Source organism: Mesorhizobium sp. M0815, assembly GCF_040319995.1.
Classification (GTDB): Bacteria; Pseudomonadota; Alphaproteobacteria; order Rhizobiales; family Rhizobiaceae; genus Mesorhizobium.
Genome location: NZ_JAMYOU010000031.1, coordinates 21,251 through 40,045, shown reverse-complemented (window position 1 = coordinate 40,045; position 18,795 = coordinate 21,251). Strand labels below are relative to the sequence as shown.

Annotated in this window: 12 protein-coding genes and 1 pseudogene; 5 read left to right on the top strand and 8 right to left on the bottom strand. The window is 62.5% G+C overall.

The features are described 5' to 3' along the window. Positions 1-200 precede the first annotated feature (200 nt). Entirely contained in the window at positions 201-974 is a 774-nt protein-coding gene (locus NKI01_RS25785; RefSeq protein ID WP_352496188.1) for an NAD kinase, read from the top strand. A gap of 190 nt (positions 975-1,164) precedes the next feature. After that, a complete protein-coding gene (locus NKI01_RS25780) occupies positions 1,165-2,751 on the top strand; it encodes a DEAD/DEAH box helicase (RefSeq protein ID WP_352965133.1) in 1,587 nt (528 codons plus the stop codon). 80 nt (positions 2,752-2,831) lie between these two features. Here NKI01_RS25780 and NKI01_RS25775 read toward each other — a convergent pair. Next, positions 2,832-4,843: pseudogene (locus NKI01_RS25775) on the bottom strand (BTAD domain-containing putative transcriptional regulator). Positions 4,844-5,287: 444 nt separating this feature from the next. Then, complete coding sequence (locus NKI01_RS25770; protein ID WP_245278529.1) at positions 5,288-6,220, bottom strand: LysR family transcriptional regulator; 933 nt, start codon at positions 6,218-6,220, stop codon at positions 5,288-5,290. An 81-nt stretch (positions 6,221-6,301) separates the two neighbouring features. On the opposite strand from NKI01_RS25770, the gene NKI01_RS25765 reads away from it, so the two are divergent. Both NKI01_RS25765 and NKI01_RS25760 read left to right on the top strand, forming a co-directional pair. Then, positions 6,302-7,186: an NmrA family NAD(P)-binding protein gene (locus NKI01_RS25765; RefSeq protein WP_023717492.1), complete on the top strand. Its 885-nt coding sequence runs from the start codon at positions 6,302-6,304 to the stop codon at positions 7,184-7,186. Positions 7,187-7,234: 48 nt separating this feature from the next. Beyond that, positions 7,235-7,507: a DUF2798 domain-containing protein gene (locus NKI01_RS25760; protein ID WP_023717491.1), complete on the top strand. Its 273-nt coding sequence runs from the start codon at positions 7,235-7,237 to the stop codon at positions 7,505-7,507. A gap of 90 nt (positions 7,508-7,597) precedes the next feature. On the opposite strand, the gene NKI01_RS25755 is transcribed toward NKI01_RS25760, so the two are convergent. The 6 genes from NKI01_RS25755 to NKI01_RS25730 all read right to left on the bottom strand — a co-directional run bounded on the left by NKI01_RS25755 (position 7,598) and on the right by NKI01_RS25730 (position 15,064). Continuing rightward, positions 7,598-8,245 carry a YiaD family glycine zipper/OmpA-like lipoprotein gene (locus NKI01_RS25755; protein WP_023717490.1) on the bottom strand — a complete coding sequence of 216 codons (648 nt, stop codon included), beginning with the start codon at positions 8,243-8,245 and terminating at the stop codon, positions 7,598-7,600. 174 nt (positions 8,246-8,419) lie between these two features. Continuing rightward, positions 8,420-8,788, bottom strand: a complete 369-nt coding sequence (locus NKI01_RS25750) for a GFA family protein (RefSeq protein WP_352496192.1) — start codon at positions 8,786-8,788, stop codon at positions 8,420-8,422. Between the two features lie 200 nt (positions 8,789-8,988). Further along, positions 8,989-9,375, bottom strand: a complete 387-nt coding sequence (locus NKI01_RS25745) for a hypothetical protein (protein WP_023717488.1) — start codon at positions 9,373-9,375, stop codon at positions 8,989-8,991. Positions 9,376-9,848: 473 nt separating this feature from the next. Next, positions 9,849-10,980 (bottom strand): peptide chain release factor 2 gene (prfB, locus tag NKI01_RS25740; protein ID WP_352496193.1). Its coding sequence is split into 2 segments (ribosomal slippage): positions 9,849-10,913 and positions 10,915-10,980, totalling 1,131 coding nucleotides; the frame shifts between segments, so codons are not numbered across the junction. A 150-nt stretch (positions 10,981-11,130) separates the two neighbouring features. After that, complete coding sequence (locus NKI01_RS25735) at positions 11,131-13,587, bottom strand: penicillin-binding protein 1A (protein ID WP_352844915.1); 2,457 nt, start codon at positions 13,585-13,587, stop codon at positions 11,131-11,133. Positions 13,588-13,801: 214 nt separating this feature from the next. Beyond that, complete coding sequence (locus NKI01_RS25730) at positions 13,802-15,064, bottom strand: N-acetylmuramoyl-L-alanine amidase (protein WP_023717484.1); 1,263 nt, start codon at positions 15,062-15,064, stop codon at positions 13,802-13,804. Between the two features lie 667 nt (positions 15,065-15,731). Between NKI01_RS25730 and NKI01_RS25725 the strand changes: the two genes are divergently transcribed. Beyond that, positions 15,732-18,722, top strand: coding sequence for an Rne/Rng family ribonuclease (locus NKI01_RS25725; protein ID WP_352965130.1), 2,991 nt, complete (start codon positions 15,732-15,734; stop codon positions 18,720-18,722). Positions 18,723-18,795: the final 73 nt, after the last annotated feature.

Here is an 18,795-nt window from a genome sequence, read left to right as displayed (position 1 = left end):
TTTACGAGAGTTTAAGGCAGGTCTTAACCATCACATCATTTTGTCCCCCGACATGATGCGCGAGCGCGCCTGTTTGGCCGCCATCTCAAGACACCTCCCTCCCTTTGCAGAAATGCCCGCCCATGCTAACCCGGCGCTGGCGCGACCCCGCAACCGGTCGCCACCAATCGGTCGTTGCCAATCGGTTGTCGTTGAGAGCCATGAGCAAAACCGCCAGCCGTTTCGCCTTCGTCTCATCCGGTACAGCCGACGCCAATGCAGCGCTGGAAAGCCTTTCGGCACGCTACGGCCAGGCATCCGTCGAGGATGCCGGAATCGTCGTGGCGCTCGGTGGCGACGGCTTTCTGCTACAGACCCTGCGCGAGACGATGAGCACGGGAAAGAGGGTCTACGGCATGAACCGTGGCACCATCGGTTTCCTGATGAACGAATACCGCGCCAGCGGCTTGACCGGGCGCATCGCGGCTGCGGTCGCCGAAACGATCCGTCCGCTGGAGATGCAGGCGGTGACGGCGGAGGGTGAGACGATTTCGGCGCTGGCGATCAACGAGGTCGCGCTTTGGCGCCAATCCTACCAGACGGCCAAGATCCGCATCACCGTGGATGGGCAAGAGCGGCTGGAGGAATTGCACTGCGACGGCGTGATGATTGCGACGCCGGCCGGCTCGACCGCGTATAATCTGTCGGCGCACGGGCCGATCCTGCCGCTCGACGCTCCGCTGCTGGCACTGACCCCGGTCAGCCCGTTTCGTCCGCGCCGCTGGCGCGGCGCGCTGCTGTCCAACAAGGCGATCGTGCGTTTCGACATTCTGGAGCCGGAAAAGCGGCCGGTGAATGCCGCCGCCGACCACACCGAGGTCAAGGCGGTGACGACGGTCACGGTGAGGGAATCGCCGACGGCGACGGCGACGCTGCTGTTCGATCCCAACCATTCGTGGAACGAGCGCATTCTCGCCGAACAGTTCCGCTACTGAGCCGGCGCAGCAGCCACTGCGCAAATTAAGCATCGCGATTAAGGTTACGACTTCACAATCGCGCCAATGCCGCCCGTTTGTGTTGACAAATCGTAGGCTTGCGCCTACCTGCAATACCAATCTTGCAGGCGCGCGGCGCTTGCCGCGACTGCCTATGTTGCGCCCCCGAACCAGCCAAAGACAGCCAAACTTGTCCTCAGACACCCAGATCGCTCAAGAAGCGTTGACCTTCGCAGACCTCGGCCTGTCGCCGAAGGTCCTTTCCGCAGTTACCGATGCCGGCTACACCGAGCCGACGCCGATCCAGGCTGGTGCTATCCCGCACGCCTTGCTCGGCAAGGACGTGCTGGGCATTGCCCAGACCGGCACCGGCAAGACGGCGTCCTTCGTCCTGCCGATGCTCACCCGGCTGGAAAAGGGCCGCGCCCGCGCCCGCATGCCGCGTACGCTGATCCTCGAGCCGACGCGCGAGCTAGCCGCGCAGGTCGAGGAAAACTTCGTCAAATACGGCAAGAACCACAAGCTCAACATCGCGCTGCTGATCGGCGGCGTGTCCTTCGACGAGCAGGACAAGAAGCTCGAGCGCGGCGCCGACGTGCTGATCGCGACTCCCGGCCGCCTGCTCGACCATCGCGAGCGCGGCAAGCTCCTGCTCAATGGCGTCGAGATCCTCGTCATCGACGAGGCCGACCGCATGCTCGACATGGGCTTCATCCCCGACATCGAGCGCATCTGCGAGATGATCCCGTTCACCAGGCAGACGCTGTTCTTCTCAGCGACGATGCCGCCGGAGATCACCAAGCTCACCGAGAAGTTCCTGCACGCGCCGGTGCGCGTCGAAGTGTCGAAGGCTGCATCGGCCGCCACCAACATCATCCAGCGGCTGGTGAAATCCGGGCCAAAGCCTTGGGACAAGCGCGAGACGCTGCGCAATCTGATGAAGGCCGAGGATGCCGAGCTGAAGAACGCCATCATCTTCTGCAACCGCAAGGTCGAGGTGTCGGAGCTGTTCCGCTCGCTGCTGAAATATGATTTCGACGCCGGCGCCCTGCACGGCGACATGGACCAGCGCGCGCGCATGCAGATGCTGGCCAATTTCCGTGACGGCAAGCTGCGCTATCTCGTTGCTTCGGACGTCGCGGCGCGCGGCCTCGACATTCCCGACGTCAGCCATGTCTTCAACTACGACGTGCCGATCCACGCCGAGGATTATGTCCACCGCATCGGCCGTACCGGCCGCGCCGGACGCTCCGGCAAATCCTTCACCATCGCGACCAAATCGGACACCAAATACATCGACGCCATCGAACGGCTGATCGGCACCAAGATCGAGTGGCATGACGGCGACCTGTCGACGGTCGTCGTCAGCGAAGGCGGCGAGGATGAGGCCCCCCGCCGTGGCCGTGGTGCGCCACGCCGCGCCGGGCGCAAGGACGACACCAAGGAGCGCAGGCCGCGCGAGCGCCACGCCAAACGTGGCGAGGAAGCTACGCCGGAAGCGGTGGGCGAGGAACAGCCGGTCGTGGCCGAAGCCGCGGTCGCCGACATCGGCGAGCGGCGTACCCGCAAAGAGGCGATCCGCTCGGAAAACAGCGAGCGCCAAGCTTCACCTGAACGGAACGCTTCGCCCGATCGCAACGAACGGCGCGCGCCGGAACGCGGCGATACCAGGCCACAGCGCGAGCGCCCTGCCCGTCAGCGCCAGGAAGACAATGACGCGACCGTGGGCTTCGGCGACGACATGCCGGCCTTCATGCGGATCGTCGCCAAGGTCTGATACCACAGCGCTCGCGCGTCCCGCCGACGCGCGAAGCACGAAGCCGGCATAAGACGGCCTCGCCTCACGCTGAGATGGCGTTAGTCCGGCAGGCCCGCCTTGCGAAGGCCTTCGATGTACCTGCTGCGATCGTCCGGTCGATAAAACGGCGGCAGCACCTCGGCAAGATTCGAAAGCCGCAGCGAGGGATCGAGCTCGCAGACCCGGGCCATCATCTGCTGCGCTTCCGACAGGCGCCCGCAAGGGCATGACTCGCCGCCACTACACGCATCGCGCTCACGTAGTTCGGTTGGTACCGCAGCGACTTTCCCGCCCAAGTGGCGGCGTCATCGTAGTGGCCGGCACAAAAATGAGCGAGCCCGGTGTTGAATTGCCAAGCGAACAGGCGTGGATCCAATGGGCTTAGGCGCATGGCAAGCGCGGCGTGCTCGACGGCCTTGCCTGGCTCGCCAAAGCAAGCCCTGACCCAGCTGCTTAGGCCCCACGCGGCCGCTAGATTCGGGTTGAGAACGAGCGCGCGATCGATGCAAGCCGCACTGTCGTCAAGGTCGCCACCTACGTAGCCGAGCACGTATCCACCGAAGGAAAGCGCAATCGCATCGTCCCTTCCGAGTTCGACCGCTCTCCTGGCCAGTCGAGTAGCCTCGGCATTCTCTTTCGCGCGGTCGACCATCCAGCCGTTGCTTTTTCGGGTAGCATAGCACCGCGCCGCCCGCGCATAGGCTGCGGCAAACTCCGGGTCACCGTCGATCGCCTTCATGAAGAGGCGCAAGGCATCGTCAATGGCCGACCTACTAGTGATCGTCCGGTCAAAGGCCGCCAGCCCGCGGAGATAGTAGTCATAGGCGTCGAGGCTTTCAGTCGGTTTGCGTTTGGCACGCTCGATCTCAGCCTCCTCCATTTTCGGTGTGATTGCGCCGACAATGCTCGAGGCGACCTGGTCCTGCAGATCGAAGACTTCGGCGAGCGCTCCGTCAAAACGGTCGGCCCAGAGATAGGCCCCTGTCGAGGTGTCGATGAGCTGCCCGGCGATGCGCAGGCGGTCGCCAGCCCGGCGAACACTTCCCTCGACCACATAGCGCACGCCCAGCTCACGCCCGACCTGCTCTATGTCTACGGACCGTCCCCTGTAGGTGAAGCTCGAATTCCGTGCGACTACGAACAGGTGACGAAAGTGAGCCAAGGCCGTGACAATGTCTTCCACCATACCGTCGGCAAAATATTCCTGCTCCATATCACCGCTTAGATTCTGAAACGGCAGCACCGCTATCGATGGGTGGTCGTCGCGCCTCGTCGGGGCCGCCAGAACCTGCGCCAGTGATGCGACGCCGGAGCTTGGCTCCGGCCGCGGACGTTCAGGTCGTTCACGGGACTGCAGAGAAGCCGCCAGCGAGCTTGTCTGCTCCTCAGGCTCTGCATCCAGATGTTTTTTCAAAGCTGCCCGACACAGCTCGAACTGGCGTAAGGCGGCGTTTTCGTGACCTCGATGAGCGTGGATGCGGATCAGCGCCCGATGGGCCGCCTCCGCCGTCGGATCCGGGGCGAGCAATCTCTCCGCGAGCCCTTCGCAGGCCGTCTCTTCCGCTGAGCCGGGTGCGGGCAGCGCCAGGCTCAGCCGATCGACCAACTGCAGCGCTTTGCGCTGATACTTGCTCAGATAAGGTCTAAACCACTCGTCCAGTTCGTCAGGAATGGCTTGCCCGGCAAGCAGCTCACCGCGGTACAGATCGGCGGCGAAGGCGAGATCAGTGGTCCGGCCCTCCTCCAGCTTCCGGTCGAAGATCGAGATGTCCGCCTCATCCGGACCGGCAATAAGCGCGATGGTTTCCTGATCCCCATCGATGTAGACGGTGGCATCCGAGCTGGCGGGGAACGTGCGCCTGATGTCGACCAGCGCCTGACGCAAACTATTGCGGGCCTGCCCATTGCTTCGCCCCGGCCAAAAGGCTTCGGAAAGCTGCTCGCGACGATGGCCGCGGCGGCCTGCGAGAACCAGAGCAGCAAAAAGAAGCGAAGTCTTGCGTGTGGCGAACCGGACGGGCCGGCGCTCCGGGGAAGTAACCTCCAGGCCACCAAGCAACCGGATGCGCACAAATCGTCTCCAGACTTTGACCGCGGCGACAGAATAGCATCTCGGTGGATCGATTTAACACCGATTTAACGGCGGATCGTCGGACTCCTCCCAATTGTTCACACACAGCCGAACAGCCCGAAAACGCCTGCGTGGCACGCTCCCATCCGCAAACTCGAAATGGGAGACCAAAACAATGGCTCACACGGAAACTCGCGCCGCCCGCGGCATGTCCAAACGCTTGCTTGGGTCTGGCTTGAAAAGCGCAGCAATGATGATCGCTGTCTTCACGAGATGGCGGCGGACCGCCGTAAGACGCAGGGCACTGGCAGATTTGACGATCGATCAGCTGAACGACATCGGACATTTGGAGGTCCATCAACCAGCACCCGACGCCGTCAAGGCAGTTCTGATCACGAACTTGATATCGATGAGGTAAGATCGGCGCTCAGTTTGGTTTGGGCCCTAAAGGTTCCTGAGTTCCAGGCGAGATGCCAACAGGTCCAGAAAAGCGCGTACTTTGGCCGAGGACGACCTGCCTTCCGGCCACACGGCATGTATCGGCACCGGCACCGGCTCGAATTCGGTCAGAACCAGCTCCAGGCGGCCATCGTCCACCAGGTGTTTTACCTGCCAAAGCGGGGAGTAGCCCAAACCCAAGCCGTGAACCGCGGCTGCATAGATCGATATCATCAAATTCGACCGGAAGGTACCCGCGACCTTCACCGGCCGGGGCTTGCCTTCAATCTGAAACATCCATTCGCCCGGGCGGCCGTCAACGGTTCGTACGATGCATTCATGCTCACGCAATTCAAGCGGATGGGCCGGTCGGCCGTGTTGTCGAAAGTAGGCAGGTGCGCCGAACACGACGCGCCGCAGCGCCCCCAGCCGCTTCGCCCGTAGACTGGAATCCGGCAAATCGCCGATCCGGACCGCCAGATCGAGACCCACGGCATCCAGATCGACAAATTCATCGGAAAGCTGGAGGTCAACCTCAACCTGGGGATATGTCCGCATATAGTCGGCGATGACCGGCATCAGGAAATCCGGGCCGAACAGAACCGGGGCACTCACACGCAGGATGCCGGACGGCTCGGATCGTCGGTTGGCCGCCTGAAGCCTGGCTTCGTTTATTTCCCCGATGGCGGGCTTGATGCGTTGGAAAAAGGCCGCACCGGCTTCGCTCGGCGTCGAGCGGCGCGTCGTCCTGTGCAGAAGCTCGACCCCGATGGATTCCTCCAATGTCGCCAAAGACCGACTGACCGACTGCAGTGAGCGGTTCAGCCGGCGTGCGGCAGCCGTCAGGCTGCCATGCTCGACAATGGCAATGAAGGCTTCGAAATCATCTATCCGGCTCATCGCGTATTTCTCCCGAAAATCGGGATAAACTATCGCCACATCGATCAATTGTAACGCAGTTCGCTAGATTTTATCTTCCCTGCACAGGCCGAAAGGCAGACTCGAGGGAAGGAGATCGTCATGCGAACACCCAGTCCAACCGTCCTGGTCGTAGGCGCCGCAGGCCGCGTTGCCGGTTTGGTGGTGCCTGAACTCGCCCGCCGCAATGCCAGGGTTAGAGCGCTTGTTCGTGACGCCGCGGCTGCCGAAAAAGCCCGGAAAGCCGGCGCAACCGAGATCGCGATCGGGGATCTGCGCAACCATCAAAGCGTTGAACAGGCCGTCGAAGGTGTCGACGGTGTCTTCCACATCGGACCGGCCTTTGCTCCCGACGAAGCCGCCATGGGGGTTGCCATGGTTGAGGCAGCGGCGCGTGCAGGCGTTCGGAAATTCGTCTTCTCATCGGTGATCCAGCCCACCAACACGAGGCTGGAGAACCACGCAAGCAAGGTACCGGTCGAAGCCGCCCTCTATTCGACGAACATGGAATACACCATTCTGCACCCGGCCAATTTCATGCAAAATATCGCGGCGGCCTGGCCGTCCATCGTCGAGCATGGCGTTTTCGCCGAGCCGTTTCCAAAGACGGCGAAGCTGGCCCGCGTCGACTATCGCGACGTGGCTGAAGTGGCAGCGATCGCACTGACCGAAACGCGTTTGTCCTATGCGACCCTCGAGCTATGCGCCGACGGTATGCACAGCCGCGAAGAGGTCGTTGCCATGATGAGCGAGGCGCTTGGCCGGCCGGTTTCAGCAGGCGAGCCGACATTTCAGGACTGGGCGGCGAAAGCCCGCCTTCCCTATACCGACCGGCAGTTGCAGATGCTGGCCAAAGTACACAGCCACTACGCCAAATACGGCCTCGGCGGGAACAGCCTGGCGTTGCGCGCCGCGCTTGGCCGCGAGCCGCGTTCGCTGCGAAGCTTCATTCGGGAATTGGCGCTGCCGGTGGCACATGCCGCCTGATCGTCCTCACAATAACGCTTACGCACACTTTCTGATTAGGAGATTTCGATGCAAGCATCACCGGACCGAGCCTTCAAATTGAGAAAGCTGCCGCCCTCCTACGGCGCGGTGGTGATGCCGTTGGTTCTTTCGATTCTGATGTCCTCGATTGTCTCGGCGGTTTCGACGGCAATCGGCGCAGGCTGGACGGACGGGTTTATTGCGGCCTGGAGCTATGCATGGGGCGCTTCATGGCTTGTTGCGTTTCCCAGCCTGCTGATTGTGCTTCCGATCGTGCGCCGGATCGTTGCCGCGATTGTCGATCAGCCGGCCCGGTCCTGATATCACAAACGCAGCGCGCCGGCGGCCGGCGGTCCGGCATAACCATTAGAGCGGCCCCGTACGGAGCCGCTCTCGGTTCATGCGCTTGCCTCAGGTGAGCGGCGACAGCTGGATCTCGACGCGGCGGTTCTGAGCCCGGCCGGCAGCGGTCGCGTTGGAGGCGATCGGACGCGTCTTGCCGAAGCCGGTGACGGCGAAGCGGCGGGAATCGACGCCCTGCCCGGACAGATAGTTGGCGACCGCCAGGGCGCGGCGCTGCGACAGGTCGAAATTGTGCTCGTCGCCGCCGGTCGAGTCGGTGTGGCCGAACACGTCGACGGTGGTCTGCCGGAACTTTTTCAGCACAAGGGCAACCGAATTCAGCACCGGATAGAACCCAGCCTTCACCGCATCCTGGTCGACGTTGAAAGTGATGTCGGACGGCATGTTGAGGATGATCTGGTCGCCGGTGCGGGTGACGCTGACGCCGGTGCCCTCAAGCTGCCGGCGCAGTTCGGCCTCGTTCTGGTCCATGGTGGCGCCGATGGCGCCGCCGGCAAGCGCACCGATGCCGGCGCCGATCAGCGCGTTGCGGCGGTCGTTGCCGCCGGCAAGCATGCCGAGCCCGGCACCAGCCAACGCTCCCAGACCGGCGCCGGCAGCGGTGTTGGAAACCTTCTGCTCCCCGGTGTAGGGATCGGTGGTGCATGCGCTCACGAGCACAGCCGTCGCCACGACGGCGAGCACAATCTTTTTCATATGGTGGTCCCTCTCCATACCACGGCCGCGCAATGGCGCACCGCATCAGCCCTTCCAGCGACTTGTAACATGAAATGCGGCGAAAAGCGGACCAGCAAAAGCCGCTGCGGCGGCTTTCCCCGGCTCATTCCACCCGGCTGCCAGCGGCTCGCGCGACCACCGCAATTCGACCGTCTACCAGAGGTTCTTGCCGTCGATGACCACCACTTCGACCTTGTCGAGATCGAAATGGTCGAACAGCCGCGAATTCACGCTGATCTTCGGATTGTCGAAATTCGGCTCGCCCGTCGACCAGTCCGGCGTTTCGGTGAAGGTGCCGCAGCCGCAGGTGGCGCAAAAACCGTGTTTTATGGTTTTCGATCCCCATCGGTAGAACGAAACATTCTCCGGCGGGCTGGTAAGTCTGAATTGCGATGGCGTGTAATAGGCCCACAACGACCCGCGTTTCGAACAGAAGGAACAGGTGCATCGCGTCACCGTCTGCGGCGCTTGCGAAACCTCGAACGTCGTCGCCTTGCAGTGGCAGCTTGCCTTGATGGTCATGGATTAGTCCCTCACAATGCCCGCCGCCCCTACGGCAAGGCACCATAAAGAAACGCTCCTGACAACTCTCCGTCAGCAGATCTGTCGTCTGCAATGCGCAGTTTCAAAAGTGTTGTAACCCAATCGAGGGCGTGTCGATCCCAAAAACCCTGCACACCCTCGGGTCAAGCCCAAGGGCAAGCTTTTGGGGGCGACATGCATCAATAGGACGATGGCGGCACGAACAGACAGATGGTCTTTCCGTCATTGGCGCCGGCGACCGAGCACCAGTGATATGCGCCGTCGGGCGAATTCTTGATGCGCTTGTCGCTATAGGCCACGACTTCGCCTGTCCCCTTGATGACATAGCCTTCGGGGCGCTCGCCGATAGATATCGGCGCAACCTCGCGGCAGTCATAGCCCGAGCAGCAGGAGAACGGATAGCTCCAGCCTTGCGGCATCGCCGCGGTCGGCTTGGCATCATGCGCCAGAGCAGGCGCCGCGAATGGCATCGCGGCAGCTATCAAAACCACTGCCGCGACAAGGGAATTCAGAAATCGGCGCGCCGTGTGAACGGCATGGGCCGGTCTGGTTGTAAGAGCAGGCATGGGCGCAGTTCCTATCAACGGTTGTCAAGCATCTCGCTTGCCCGTTCCCGGAACGTGTCTTCCCAGTGGCCGGATCGTCAGGTCGCAGATACGCCGCGCCCGGCCATAAATGCTTTTTTCCTCCCCAGCGCTTGGATGCTGGGCTGATTCCTTGGTCGGCGCAAGGAATTGCTGTCGCAAACCGAACGCCGACCTCTGCGGCCGGAACCAGCCTGCCGGCCGGGTTGACGAGACTGGTACGATCACCCCCGGCAGCGAGGGTTGCCAATAACGGAATTCGGCTCGCAGTGGTTCCGGGCTCGGCACCGGCAGGCTCGAAGCATTCGCGTCAAAAGCGGAAATCGATTTTGGAAATTCTGATGAAAAACAAAGTTGTAGAACGACAGGTAAGTTCAAGCTGAGAACTCGTCACTCTCGCGCCGTGGCCGTAACTCTCGCGTGATGGATTGAAATTGCCGGGTTGGTGCCCGCCTTCAGTCGATGTCGGCCACCGTTTCTCCGGCGCCACCCTCGATGCGCTGCGACAGCGAGGCCTCCATGAAATCGTCGAGGTCGCCGTCGAGCACGCTCGACGGGCTGGTGCTCTCGACGCCGGTGCGCAGATCTTTCACCAGCTGATAGGGCTGCAGCACGTAGGACCGTATCTGGTGGCCCCAGCCAATATCGCTCTTCGACGCTTCGGTGGCGTTCGCCACCGCTTCGCGTTTCTTCAGCTCTTCCTCGTAAAGCCGCGAGCGCAGCATTTCCCAGGCCTTGGCCTTGTTCTTGTGCTGGGAGCGCTCCGCCTGGCAGGCAACCGCGATGCCGGTGGCGAGATGGGTGATGCGGACCGCCGAATCGGTGGTGTTGACATGCTGGCCGCCCGATCCCGAAGAACGATACGTGTCGATACGGACGTCAGATTCGGAAACGTCGATGTCGATCGTATCGTCGATGACGGGATAGACCCAGACGCTGGCGAAGGAGGTGTGGCGGCGCGCATTGCTGTCATAGGGCGAAATACGCACGAGACGATGCACGCCGGATTCCGTCTTCAGCCAGCCATAGGCGTTGTGGCCCTTGATCAGCAGCGTGGCTGACTTGATGCCGGCCTCTTCGCCGTCATGCACTTCCAGCACCTCGACCTTGAAGCGGCGGCGCTCGGCCCAGCGCGTATACATGCGCAGAAGCATCGAGGCCCAGTCCTGGCTTTCGGTGCCGCCGGCGCCGGCATGGACTTCCAGATAGCTATCGTTGGCGTCCGCCTCGCCCGACAGCAGCGTTTCGATCTGGCGCGCCTTGGCCTCGCCGCGCATCGAGCGGATCGCCGCCTCGGCCTCCGCGACGACGCCCTCGTCGCCCTCTTCCTCGCCAAGCTCGATCAGGCCGATATTGTCTTCCAGAGCCTGGGTGAGGCCTTTGACCGCGGCAATGCCTTCCTCGAGGCCCTGACGCTCGCGCATCAGCTTTTGCGCTTCCAACGGCTCGTTCCAGAGGCTCGGATCCTCGGCGCGGACATTCAGGTACTCAAGCCGCTTTATGGCCTGGTCCCAGTCAAAGATGCCTCCTCAGCAGGGTGATCGCCTGCCTGATCTCGTCGACAATATTTTGCGTTTCCGCGCGCATGGCTGGCTGTTCTGTCCTGTTGCTGAATGGCGGTTTGGTGGCGCGATACATAGGGACGGCAATGTCCCCTGTAAAGCACCGGCCCCTGTAAAGCGGGATGGGCCGGCTCGACCATGATCGTCAAGCCGGCCCGACCGGATGTAACGATTGTCAGTAGAGCCCGCCGCCGCCCGACTGGATAGCCTGGTTGGCCTGCGGCGACAGCGCCCCGCCGGTGGCGTTGGAGCCGTCCGCACCCATGCCGATCACCCAATAGCTGTCGGCGGGACCGGTACCCGGCTTGAAGGCTTCGATGATGGTTCCGGCGTCACCCTCGTTGGCCCGCATGCCGGTCTTGCGATTGATCGCAATCAGCTTCATGCCTTCGGGAACCTTGAAGTCGACATTGGGCGTGCCGTCCAGCGCTACGCGCATGAAATCCTTGAAGATCGGCGCAGCAAGGCCGCCGCCGGTCGCGCCCTTGCCAAGACCTTTCGGCTGATCGTAGCCCATATAAAGGCCGACAACGAGGTTCGGCGTATAGCCGATGAACCAGGCGTCCTTTTCGTCATTGGTCGTTCCGGTCTTGCCGGCGATGTGACGGCCGAGTTCGTTGATGGTGGCGCCGGTACCGCGTTGAACGACGCCCTCCATCATCGATGTGATCTGGTAGGCGGTCATCGGATCGAGCACCTGCTCGGAATTGTCGACCAACTCCGGCTCTGGCTGGTTCTGCCATTCTGCGGCGTTGCAGTTTGAGCAGCCGCGTTCGTCCTGCCTAAAGACGGTCTTGCCGTAGCGGTCCTGGATGCGGTCGATCAGCGACGGCTTGATCGACTTGCCGCCATTGGCCATGATCGAATAGGCCGATACCATGCGCATCACCGTCGTCTCGCCGGAACCCAGCGCCATCGGCAGATACGGCGCGAGATGGTCGTAGACGCCGAAACGCTCGGCATACTCCACGACCAGTTTCATGCCCATGTCGTTGGCAAGCCGCACCGTCATCAGATTGCGCGATTTCTCGATGCCGGAGCGCAAGGTCGCCGGACCGGCCACCGTTCCGTCGTAATTCTTGGGCGTCCAGGTCGTGTTGCCGCTCTGGATGGTGATCGGCCCGTCCATGATCACAGAGGCGGGCGTATAGCCATTGTCGAGGGCGGCCGAATAGACGATCGGCTTGAACGACGACCCCGGCTGGCGCATGGCCTGCGTCGCCCGGTTGAACTCCGACTGCGCATAGGAGAAACCGCCGACCATGGCCAGGACGCGTCCGGTATGCGGATCCATGGCGATCAGGCCGCCTTCCACTTCGGGAACCTGGCGCAAGCTGTAGCTGTTGTCCGAGCCGTCGTTCCTCTGCACGAAAATCACGTCGCCCGGCTTCAGCACGTCGGCCGGCGACTTCGCCTTGACGGTTTTGCCGTCGACCACGTGGCGCATGGCGAAGCTCATGTCTTCCTTGCTGACGGTGCCTTCGAGGCGGTCCTTGACGATTTCGCCGGAGATCTGGCGCGTCGGCTGCAGGCCGATGGACAGGCCGGTGGCCGAGCTATCGAGCACGACGGCAAGCGACCATTCCGGCACGTCCTCCAGTCGCTTGACGCTGCCCAGCGGCACGCCCCAGTCGCCGGAAACATCGATGCTCGTGACCGGCCCGCGGTAGCCGCGCAGCGTATCGAACTTCATGAGACCGTTCTGCATGGCCTTGCGGGCAATCAACTGCATCTTCGGATCGAGCGTGGTACGGACGGAAAGGCCGCCCTCGTAGAGCGCATTCTCGCCGTAGCGCGCGATGATCTGGCGACGCACTTCCTCGGTGAAATATTCCCCGGCGAAGAGATAGTTGCCGGTGCGGCGCGGCGTGACGCCGAGCGGCTCGGCCTTGGCCTTCTCGCCTTCTTCATGGGTGACGTAACCGTTCTCGACCATCTGGTCGATGACCCAGTTGCGGCGCTCCAAGGCGCGATCGGCATGCTTGAAGGGATGATAGTTGTTCGGCCCCTTCGGCAGAGAGGCAAGATAGGCAGCCTCGGCCACGGTGAGCTCGTTCACCGATTTGTCGAAATAGGTGAGCGCAGCACCGGCGACGCCATAGGCACCGAAACCGAAGAAAATCTCGTTGAGATAGAGCTCGAGAATGCGATCCTTCGAATAGGCCTGCTCGATGCGGAAGGCGAGGATCATCTCCTTGATCTTGCGCTCGTAGGTCTGGTCTGAAGACAACAGGAAGTTCTTCGCCACCTGCTGGGTGATGGTCGAGGCGCCGACCTGGCGCTTTCCCGAGCCAAGATTCTGCAGGTTGACGACAATGGCGCGGCCAAGGCCGGTCACGTCGATGCCGGGATGATTGTAAAAGTTCTTGTCCTCGGCCGACAGGAAGGCCGCCTTGACTCGATCCGGGATCGCCTGAATCGGCAGATAAAGCCGCCGCTCACGCGCATATTCGGCCATCAGCGCGCCATCCGACGCGTGGATGCGGGTCGTCACCGGCGGCTCGTATTTGGCCAGCACCTCGTAATCGGGCAGGTCCTTCGACAAATGGCCGATATAGATCGCCACGCCCGCCGCGACCAAAAGGGCCAGCGTCGTGCCGATGCCGAAGAAATAGCCAATGAGACGAATCATACCCGCTCCAGTCCTTGGTTCGGGAATTTCCTAAACGAAGCCGCCCTTCGCGCAAGCTTTCGGGACGATCCCAACCCGTAATCGCAAAAGCCATGTCGCGACCATGTGGGCAAAATACGGCAGCGTGGAATTTCGGTTTCGAATGCCGGAAATAAAAGCACAGGGTGTTGTCGCCGTGCAACGCTGCCTCAGGTTGTGGGCGCCGGCGGGCATTTCAGCCTCCGGCCCCCGTTCCGCTCTTGGCCGAAGCAAACAGTGCAACGGCGTTGGTTATGCTTTGGGTCGCCTTGTTGCGCCAATCGGCGCTGAGCAACTGCGCTTCGTCCTTGGCGTTCGACAGATAGCCGAGTTCGACCAGCACGGACGGAACGTCCGGCGCCTTCAGCACCTTGAAGCCGGCAGAACGCTGCGGGTTGTTGATCAGGCCGACGCTGGTGGAAAGCTGGCCGACAAGAGTGTGCGCGAAGCTCATCGAAAAATTATGCGTCTCGCGGCGGATCAGGTCGATCAGGATATCGGTCACTTCCTTGCTGTCGTCCTTGATCTCCATGCCAGCGAACTGGTCGGAAAGATTTTCACGGTCGGCAAGCGCCTGTGCCTCGGGATCGGAAGCCTTGTCGGACACGGTGTAGACGGTTGCGCCGCGAATGCCCTTGAGGCTGATCGTGTCGGCATGGATCGAGATGAGCAGGTCGGCCTCATGCTGGCGAGCAATGCGCACGCGATCGTCGAGCCGCAGGAACTCGTCCGTTTCGCGCGTCAGGAACACGTCATATTTGCCGCTGGCGGTGAGCTTGTCGCGCAGTTCCATGGCAAAGGCGAGCGTCACGTTCTTCTCGACAGTGCCGTTCAGGCCCTCGGCACCACCGTCGATGCCGCCGTGGCCGGGATCGACGACGACGGTGAAACGATGGCCCGGATTGGAGACCGGCCCGGTACCGACCCTGCCGGCCTTGTCGGCAGAGACTGTCGAGCCGGTGGTCAGCGCCTGATTGGCGAGCGCTGCATCGAATTCCCGCTGCGACGCCGCCGACATGTCGATGGCGATGCGGTAGCCACTGCCATCATCGTTCTTCAGCACGTCGAGATTGTCGACGGCAAACGGTCCCTTGCCGGTGAGAATCAGCCGCGATTTTCCCTCGCCGAGTCCGCCGTAACGCACGGCGCGGACAAGGCCGCGCGGCTTCACATCCTTGGCATTTAGGGCGAATCTCGTGGCCGGCAGATCGATGACCAGACGATTGGGGCCGCGCAGCAGGAACCATTTGATGTCGGGATCGCGGTCGAAATTGATGACGATGCGCATCTTGGTGGCATCGCCGGCCATCTTGTAGCTTGTGGCGCCGATCGGTACGTCGGCAGCACGCGAAAGTGGCGGAAAGACTAGGCAAGCCAGGATCAGCGGCAGCAGGCAGGCGGTGCGGAACAACCAGCCTCCATGATGACGGCCCTTGTCTGCGAAGCCTGCCAGTCCCATCTTTCTACCAGTCGCTCCTGTTTGGCGTCATGCCCGATCGTTCGTCAAAGTGCCCTATTGCTTGTCAAAGTTCCGGCAGGCCGCGAACTCGATTAACGATTGGTATCCAGAGAAGGTTAACCAAGCCTTTTCATGGAAGGCTTGGAACCTGGGCTTCCGTTGCGGAACGGCTTTTTGCCGGCGTCGGGAATCGGGGTTGCCTTCCAACCCGCCAAATCATAAAAGCGATGGTGGATCACTGCAATCCTGGAACCGTCCTCCTCCGCAGCTTCCTGCTACAGGTCAGACGCAAGACGGCTCCTTTCGCTTCAGGCGAAGAAGGCATCGGTGATCGCGACGATTTTCGCAGGCGTGCTCCCGTGGCGGGGGAATCGCCTGCGTGAGCAAAACGGCCGGGATTGTCCCGCGCCGGCTCTGTATGAGCAAACAAGCTGGTCCGGTTTTTCCCGGGCTTTGGTTCAAAAGGTTCTGCTGGTTACGATGGCTTCAAGCGCAATCATGGAAAGGTCCGCAACAAACCGCGCCACTACGGCTGCGGGCGGCACCGCCATGGCGCTCAGGCAGCGGCCGGCGGACGTTCAATTGTCCGGCACCCATGTTCCAGGTCCACGGCAGCGGGCATTGCCCCGCAAGCTGCGGCCGACGGCTGCCGGGGGGAAACGAAATAATGCCCAACAAAATGCTGATAGACGCCTCCCACCCGGAGGAAACACGCGTTGTCGTCGTTCGCGGTAACCGTATTGAAGAATTCGACTTTGAATCCCAGGACAAGAAGCAGCTCAAAGGAAACATCTATCTCGCCCGCGTAACGCGCGTCGAACCTTCCCTCCAGGCAGCCTTCGTCGAATATGGCGGCAACCGTCACGGTTTCCTCGCCTTCAGTGAAATACACCCCGACTATTACCAGATTCCGGTCGCCGACCGTCAGGCGCTGCTGCGTGCGGAAGCACAGGAAGCCCAGGACGAAGAGGACGAGGAAGCCGCCGAGGGCGACGACCGCCAGAGCCGCGACCGCGGCAAGCGCGGACGCCGGCGTGGCGGCAAGAGCCGCGACCGCGGCGAGCACAGGCGCGAGGCAGGCGCGTCCGACGGTGAGAATGGCGAGAGCGGCGAAGATGCCGTCGCAGAGAACCTGGATGCCGCTGCCGACGGCGGCGACACCATGTCCGATACTGTCGGACAGAGCGAGGATGCCGCCGGACAGAGTGATGAAGTCGCCGATAGCGGCGAGACCGAGCCGTCCGAAGGCGGATCCAGTTCCATCGCTGCCAGCGTCGACGCCGACGTAATCTCGGAAGCCGTCCCGCAAGTAGAGACAAGGGAGGTCGAGACAGGCGGGGCCGAGACGAGCGGCGAAGCGACGTCCGAAGACAATGATCGCGGCATGCTGGAGGAGGTGCAATCCTCGCATTCGGACGATCACGAGGTCGAATCGGTCGGCGCCGAAGACGCGCTTGAAGAAGTGCGCAACCGCCGCAAGCCGGTGCGCCGCCAGTACAAGATCCAGGAAGTGATCAAGCGTCGGCAGATCCTGCTGGTGCAGGTCGTCAAGGAAGAGCGCGGCAACAAGGGTGCGGCGCTGACCACCTACCTGTCGCTGGCCGGCCGCTATTCGGTGCTGATGCCGAACACGGCGCGCGGCGGCGGCATTTCGCGCAAGATCACCAATGCGCAAGACCGCAAGCGGCTGAAGGAAGTGGTCGCCGATCTCGAAGTGCCGCAAGGCATGGGCGTCATCCTGCGTACGGCCGGCGAAAGCCGCACCAAGGCAGAGATCAAGCGCGACTACGAATATTTGATGCGGCTTTGGGAAAATGTCCGCAATCTGACGCTTCAATCCACGGCCCCTGCCCTGGTTTATGAGGAAGGCAGCCTGATCAAGCGGTCGGTGCGCGACCTCTACAACAAGGATATCGACGAGATCCTGGTTTCCGGCGAAGAAGGCTACCGCGAGGCCAAGGATTTCATGCGCATGCTGATGCCGAGCCACGCCAAGGTGGTACAGCCGTTCCGCGACACGACGCCGATCTTTGTGCGCAACGGCATCGAAGCACAGCTCGACCGCATGCTGCAGCCGCAGGTGACGCTGAAGAGCGGCGGCTACATCATCATCAACCAGACGGAAGCGCTGGTCGCCATCGACGTCAATTCGGGCCGTTCCACCAAGGAGCACTCGATCGAGGACACCGCGCTTCACACCAATCTGGAAGCCGCCGAGGAAGTCGCCCGGCAATTGAGGCTACGCGATCTCGCCGGCCTGATCGTCATCGACTTCATCGACATGGAGGAGAACCGCAACAACCGCTCCGTCGAGAAGCGGCTGAAGGATCACCTCAAGAACGACCGCGCCCGCATCCAGGTCGGCCGCATCTCGCATTTCGGGCTGATGGAGATGTCGCGCCAGCGCATCCGTGCCAGCGTTCTGGAATCGACGATGAAGCCTTGCCCGCATTGCGGCGGCACCGGCCATGTGCGCTCCGATTCGTCGGTTGCGCTGATGGTGGTGCGTGCGATCGAGGAATTCCTGCTCAAGGATTCGCGCAGCCACATCACGGTGCGGACGCCGGCAGCGACCGCGCTCTATGTGCTCAATCACAAGCGTGGCACGCTGGTGGAATTCGAGCACCGCTTCGGCGTGACCATCACCATCGAAGCCGATGACACGGTCGGTGCACAACACTATGCCATCTTCCGCGGCGCGCTGGCCGAAAAGCCGGAAGGCTTTGTCGAGGCCCGCACGTTCCCGGCCTATGTCGAGCCGGAAGAACCCGAGGACGAGATCGTCATCGAGGAGGAAGAGGAGGCACCGGTGCAGGCTGAGCAGCCACGCCCTGCCCAGCAGCCGCAGCAGCCAAGGTCCGGCGAGGACGGCGAAGGCCGCGATCGCAAGCGCCGCAAGCGCCGCAGACGGCGCGGCGGCAAGGATCGCGAACACGGGGATCGCGAACACGGGGATCGTGAACACGGGGATCGTGAACAGGCCGCTGCCGGGGAAGGTGCTTCCGTTTCGGCGCCGACCGACGATGCCCTCGTAGCCGCCGCCGAGCAAGGCGCGGAAGCGGAACGTGAAGCGCCGGCCGGTGTTGCCGAAACTGCGGAAGCGGCGGACGACGGTCACGGCAAGAAGCGCCGGCGCGGCAAGCGCGGCGGCAAGCGCAATCGCCGTGAAGACGGTGAGGACGGCGTCGAAGCCAGCGCCGGCGAGCCGGCCGGCATGACAGAAGGTGCCGTATCGGAAGCAGAGCCCGTGACCGCCGAGCCGGAAGGCGCGCCGCCGGCCGAAGAGCTTGCGGTGCGTGCTCCGGCGAACGACGACACGCCGAGCGCCGAAAAGCCGAAGAAGCCGCGCCGCGCCGCCAAGCCGAAGAAGGCCGCGGCGGAAGCAGTTGCCGAGGTTGCGGGCGCCGAGACATCGGCCGCCGAAGCCGCGGCGGTGGCTTCCGGCGAGACCGCTGCGCCGGTTCGGCAGGAGACCGAAGTGGCGGCTGGCAAGGAAACGCCGAAAGCCCGGCCGTCGCGGCGCAAACCCGCACCGGTGGATGCTCCGGTCGTGCCGGTCGTCTCCTCGATCGTCCCCGACGAGGCAAAGACCGAGGAAGCAAAGGCCGAGGACAAGCCGAAGCGTGCCGGCTGGTGGCAGCGGAAGGGCTTTTTCTAAGCTTTTCCGTGTATTAGCCAGACTTTCTGATTAAAAGAATCCCGCGCTGCCGACTGGCTGCGCGGGATTTCTT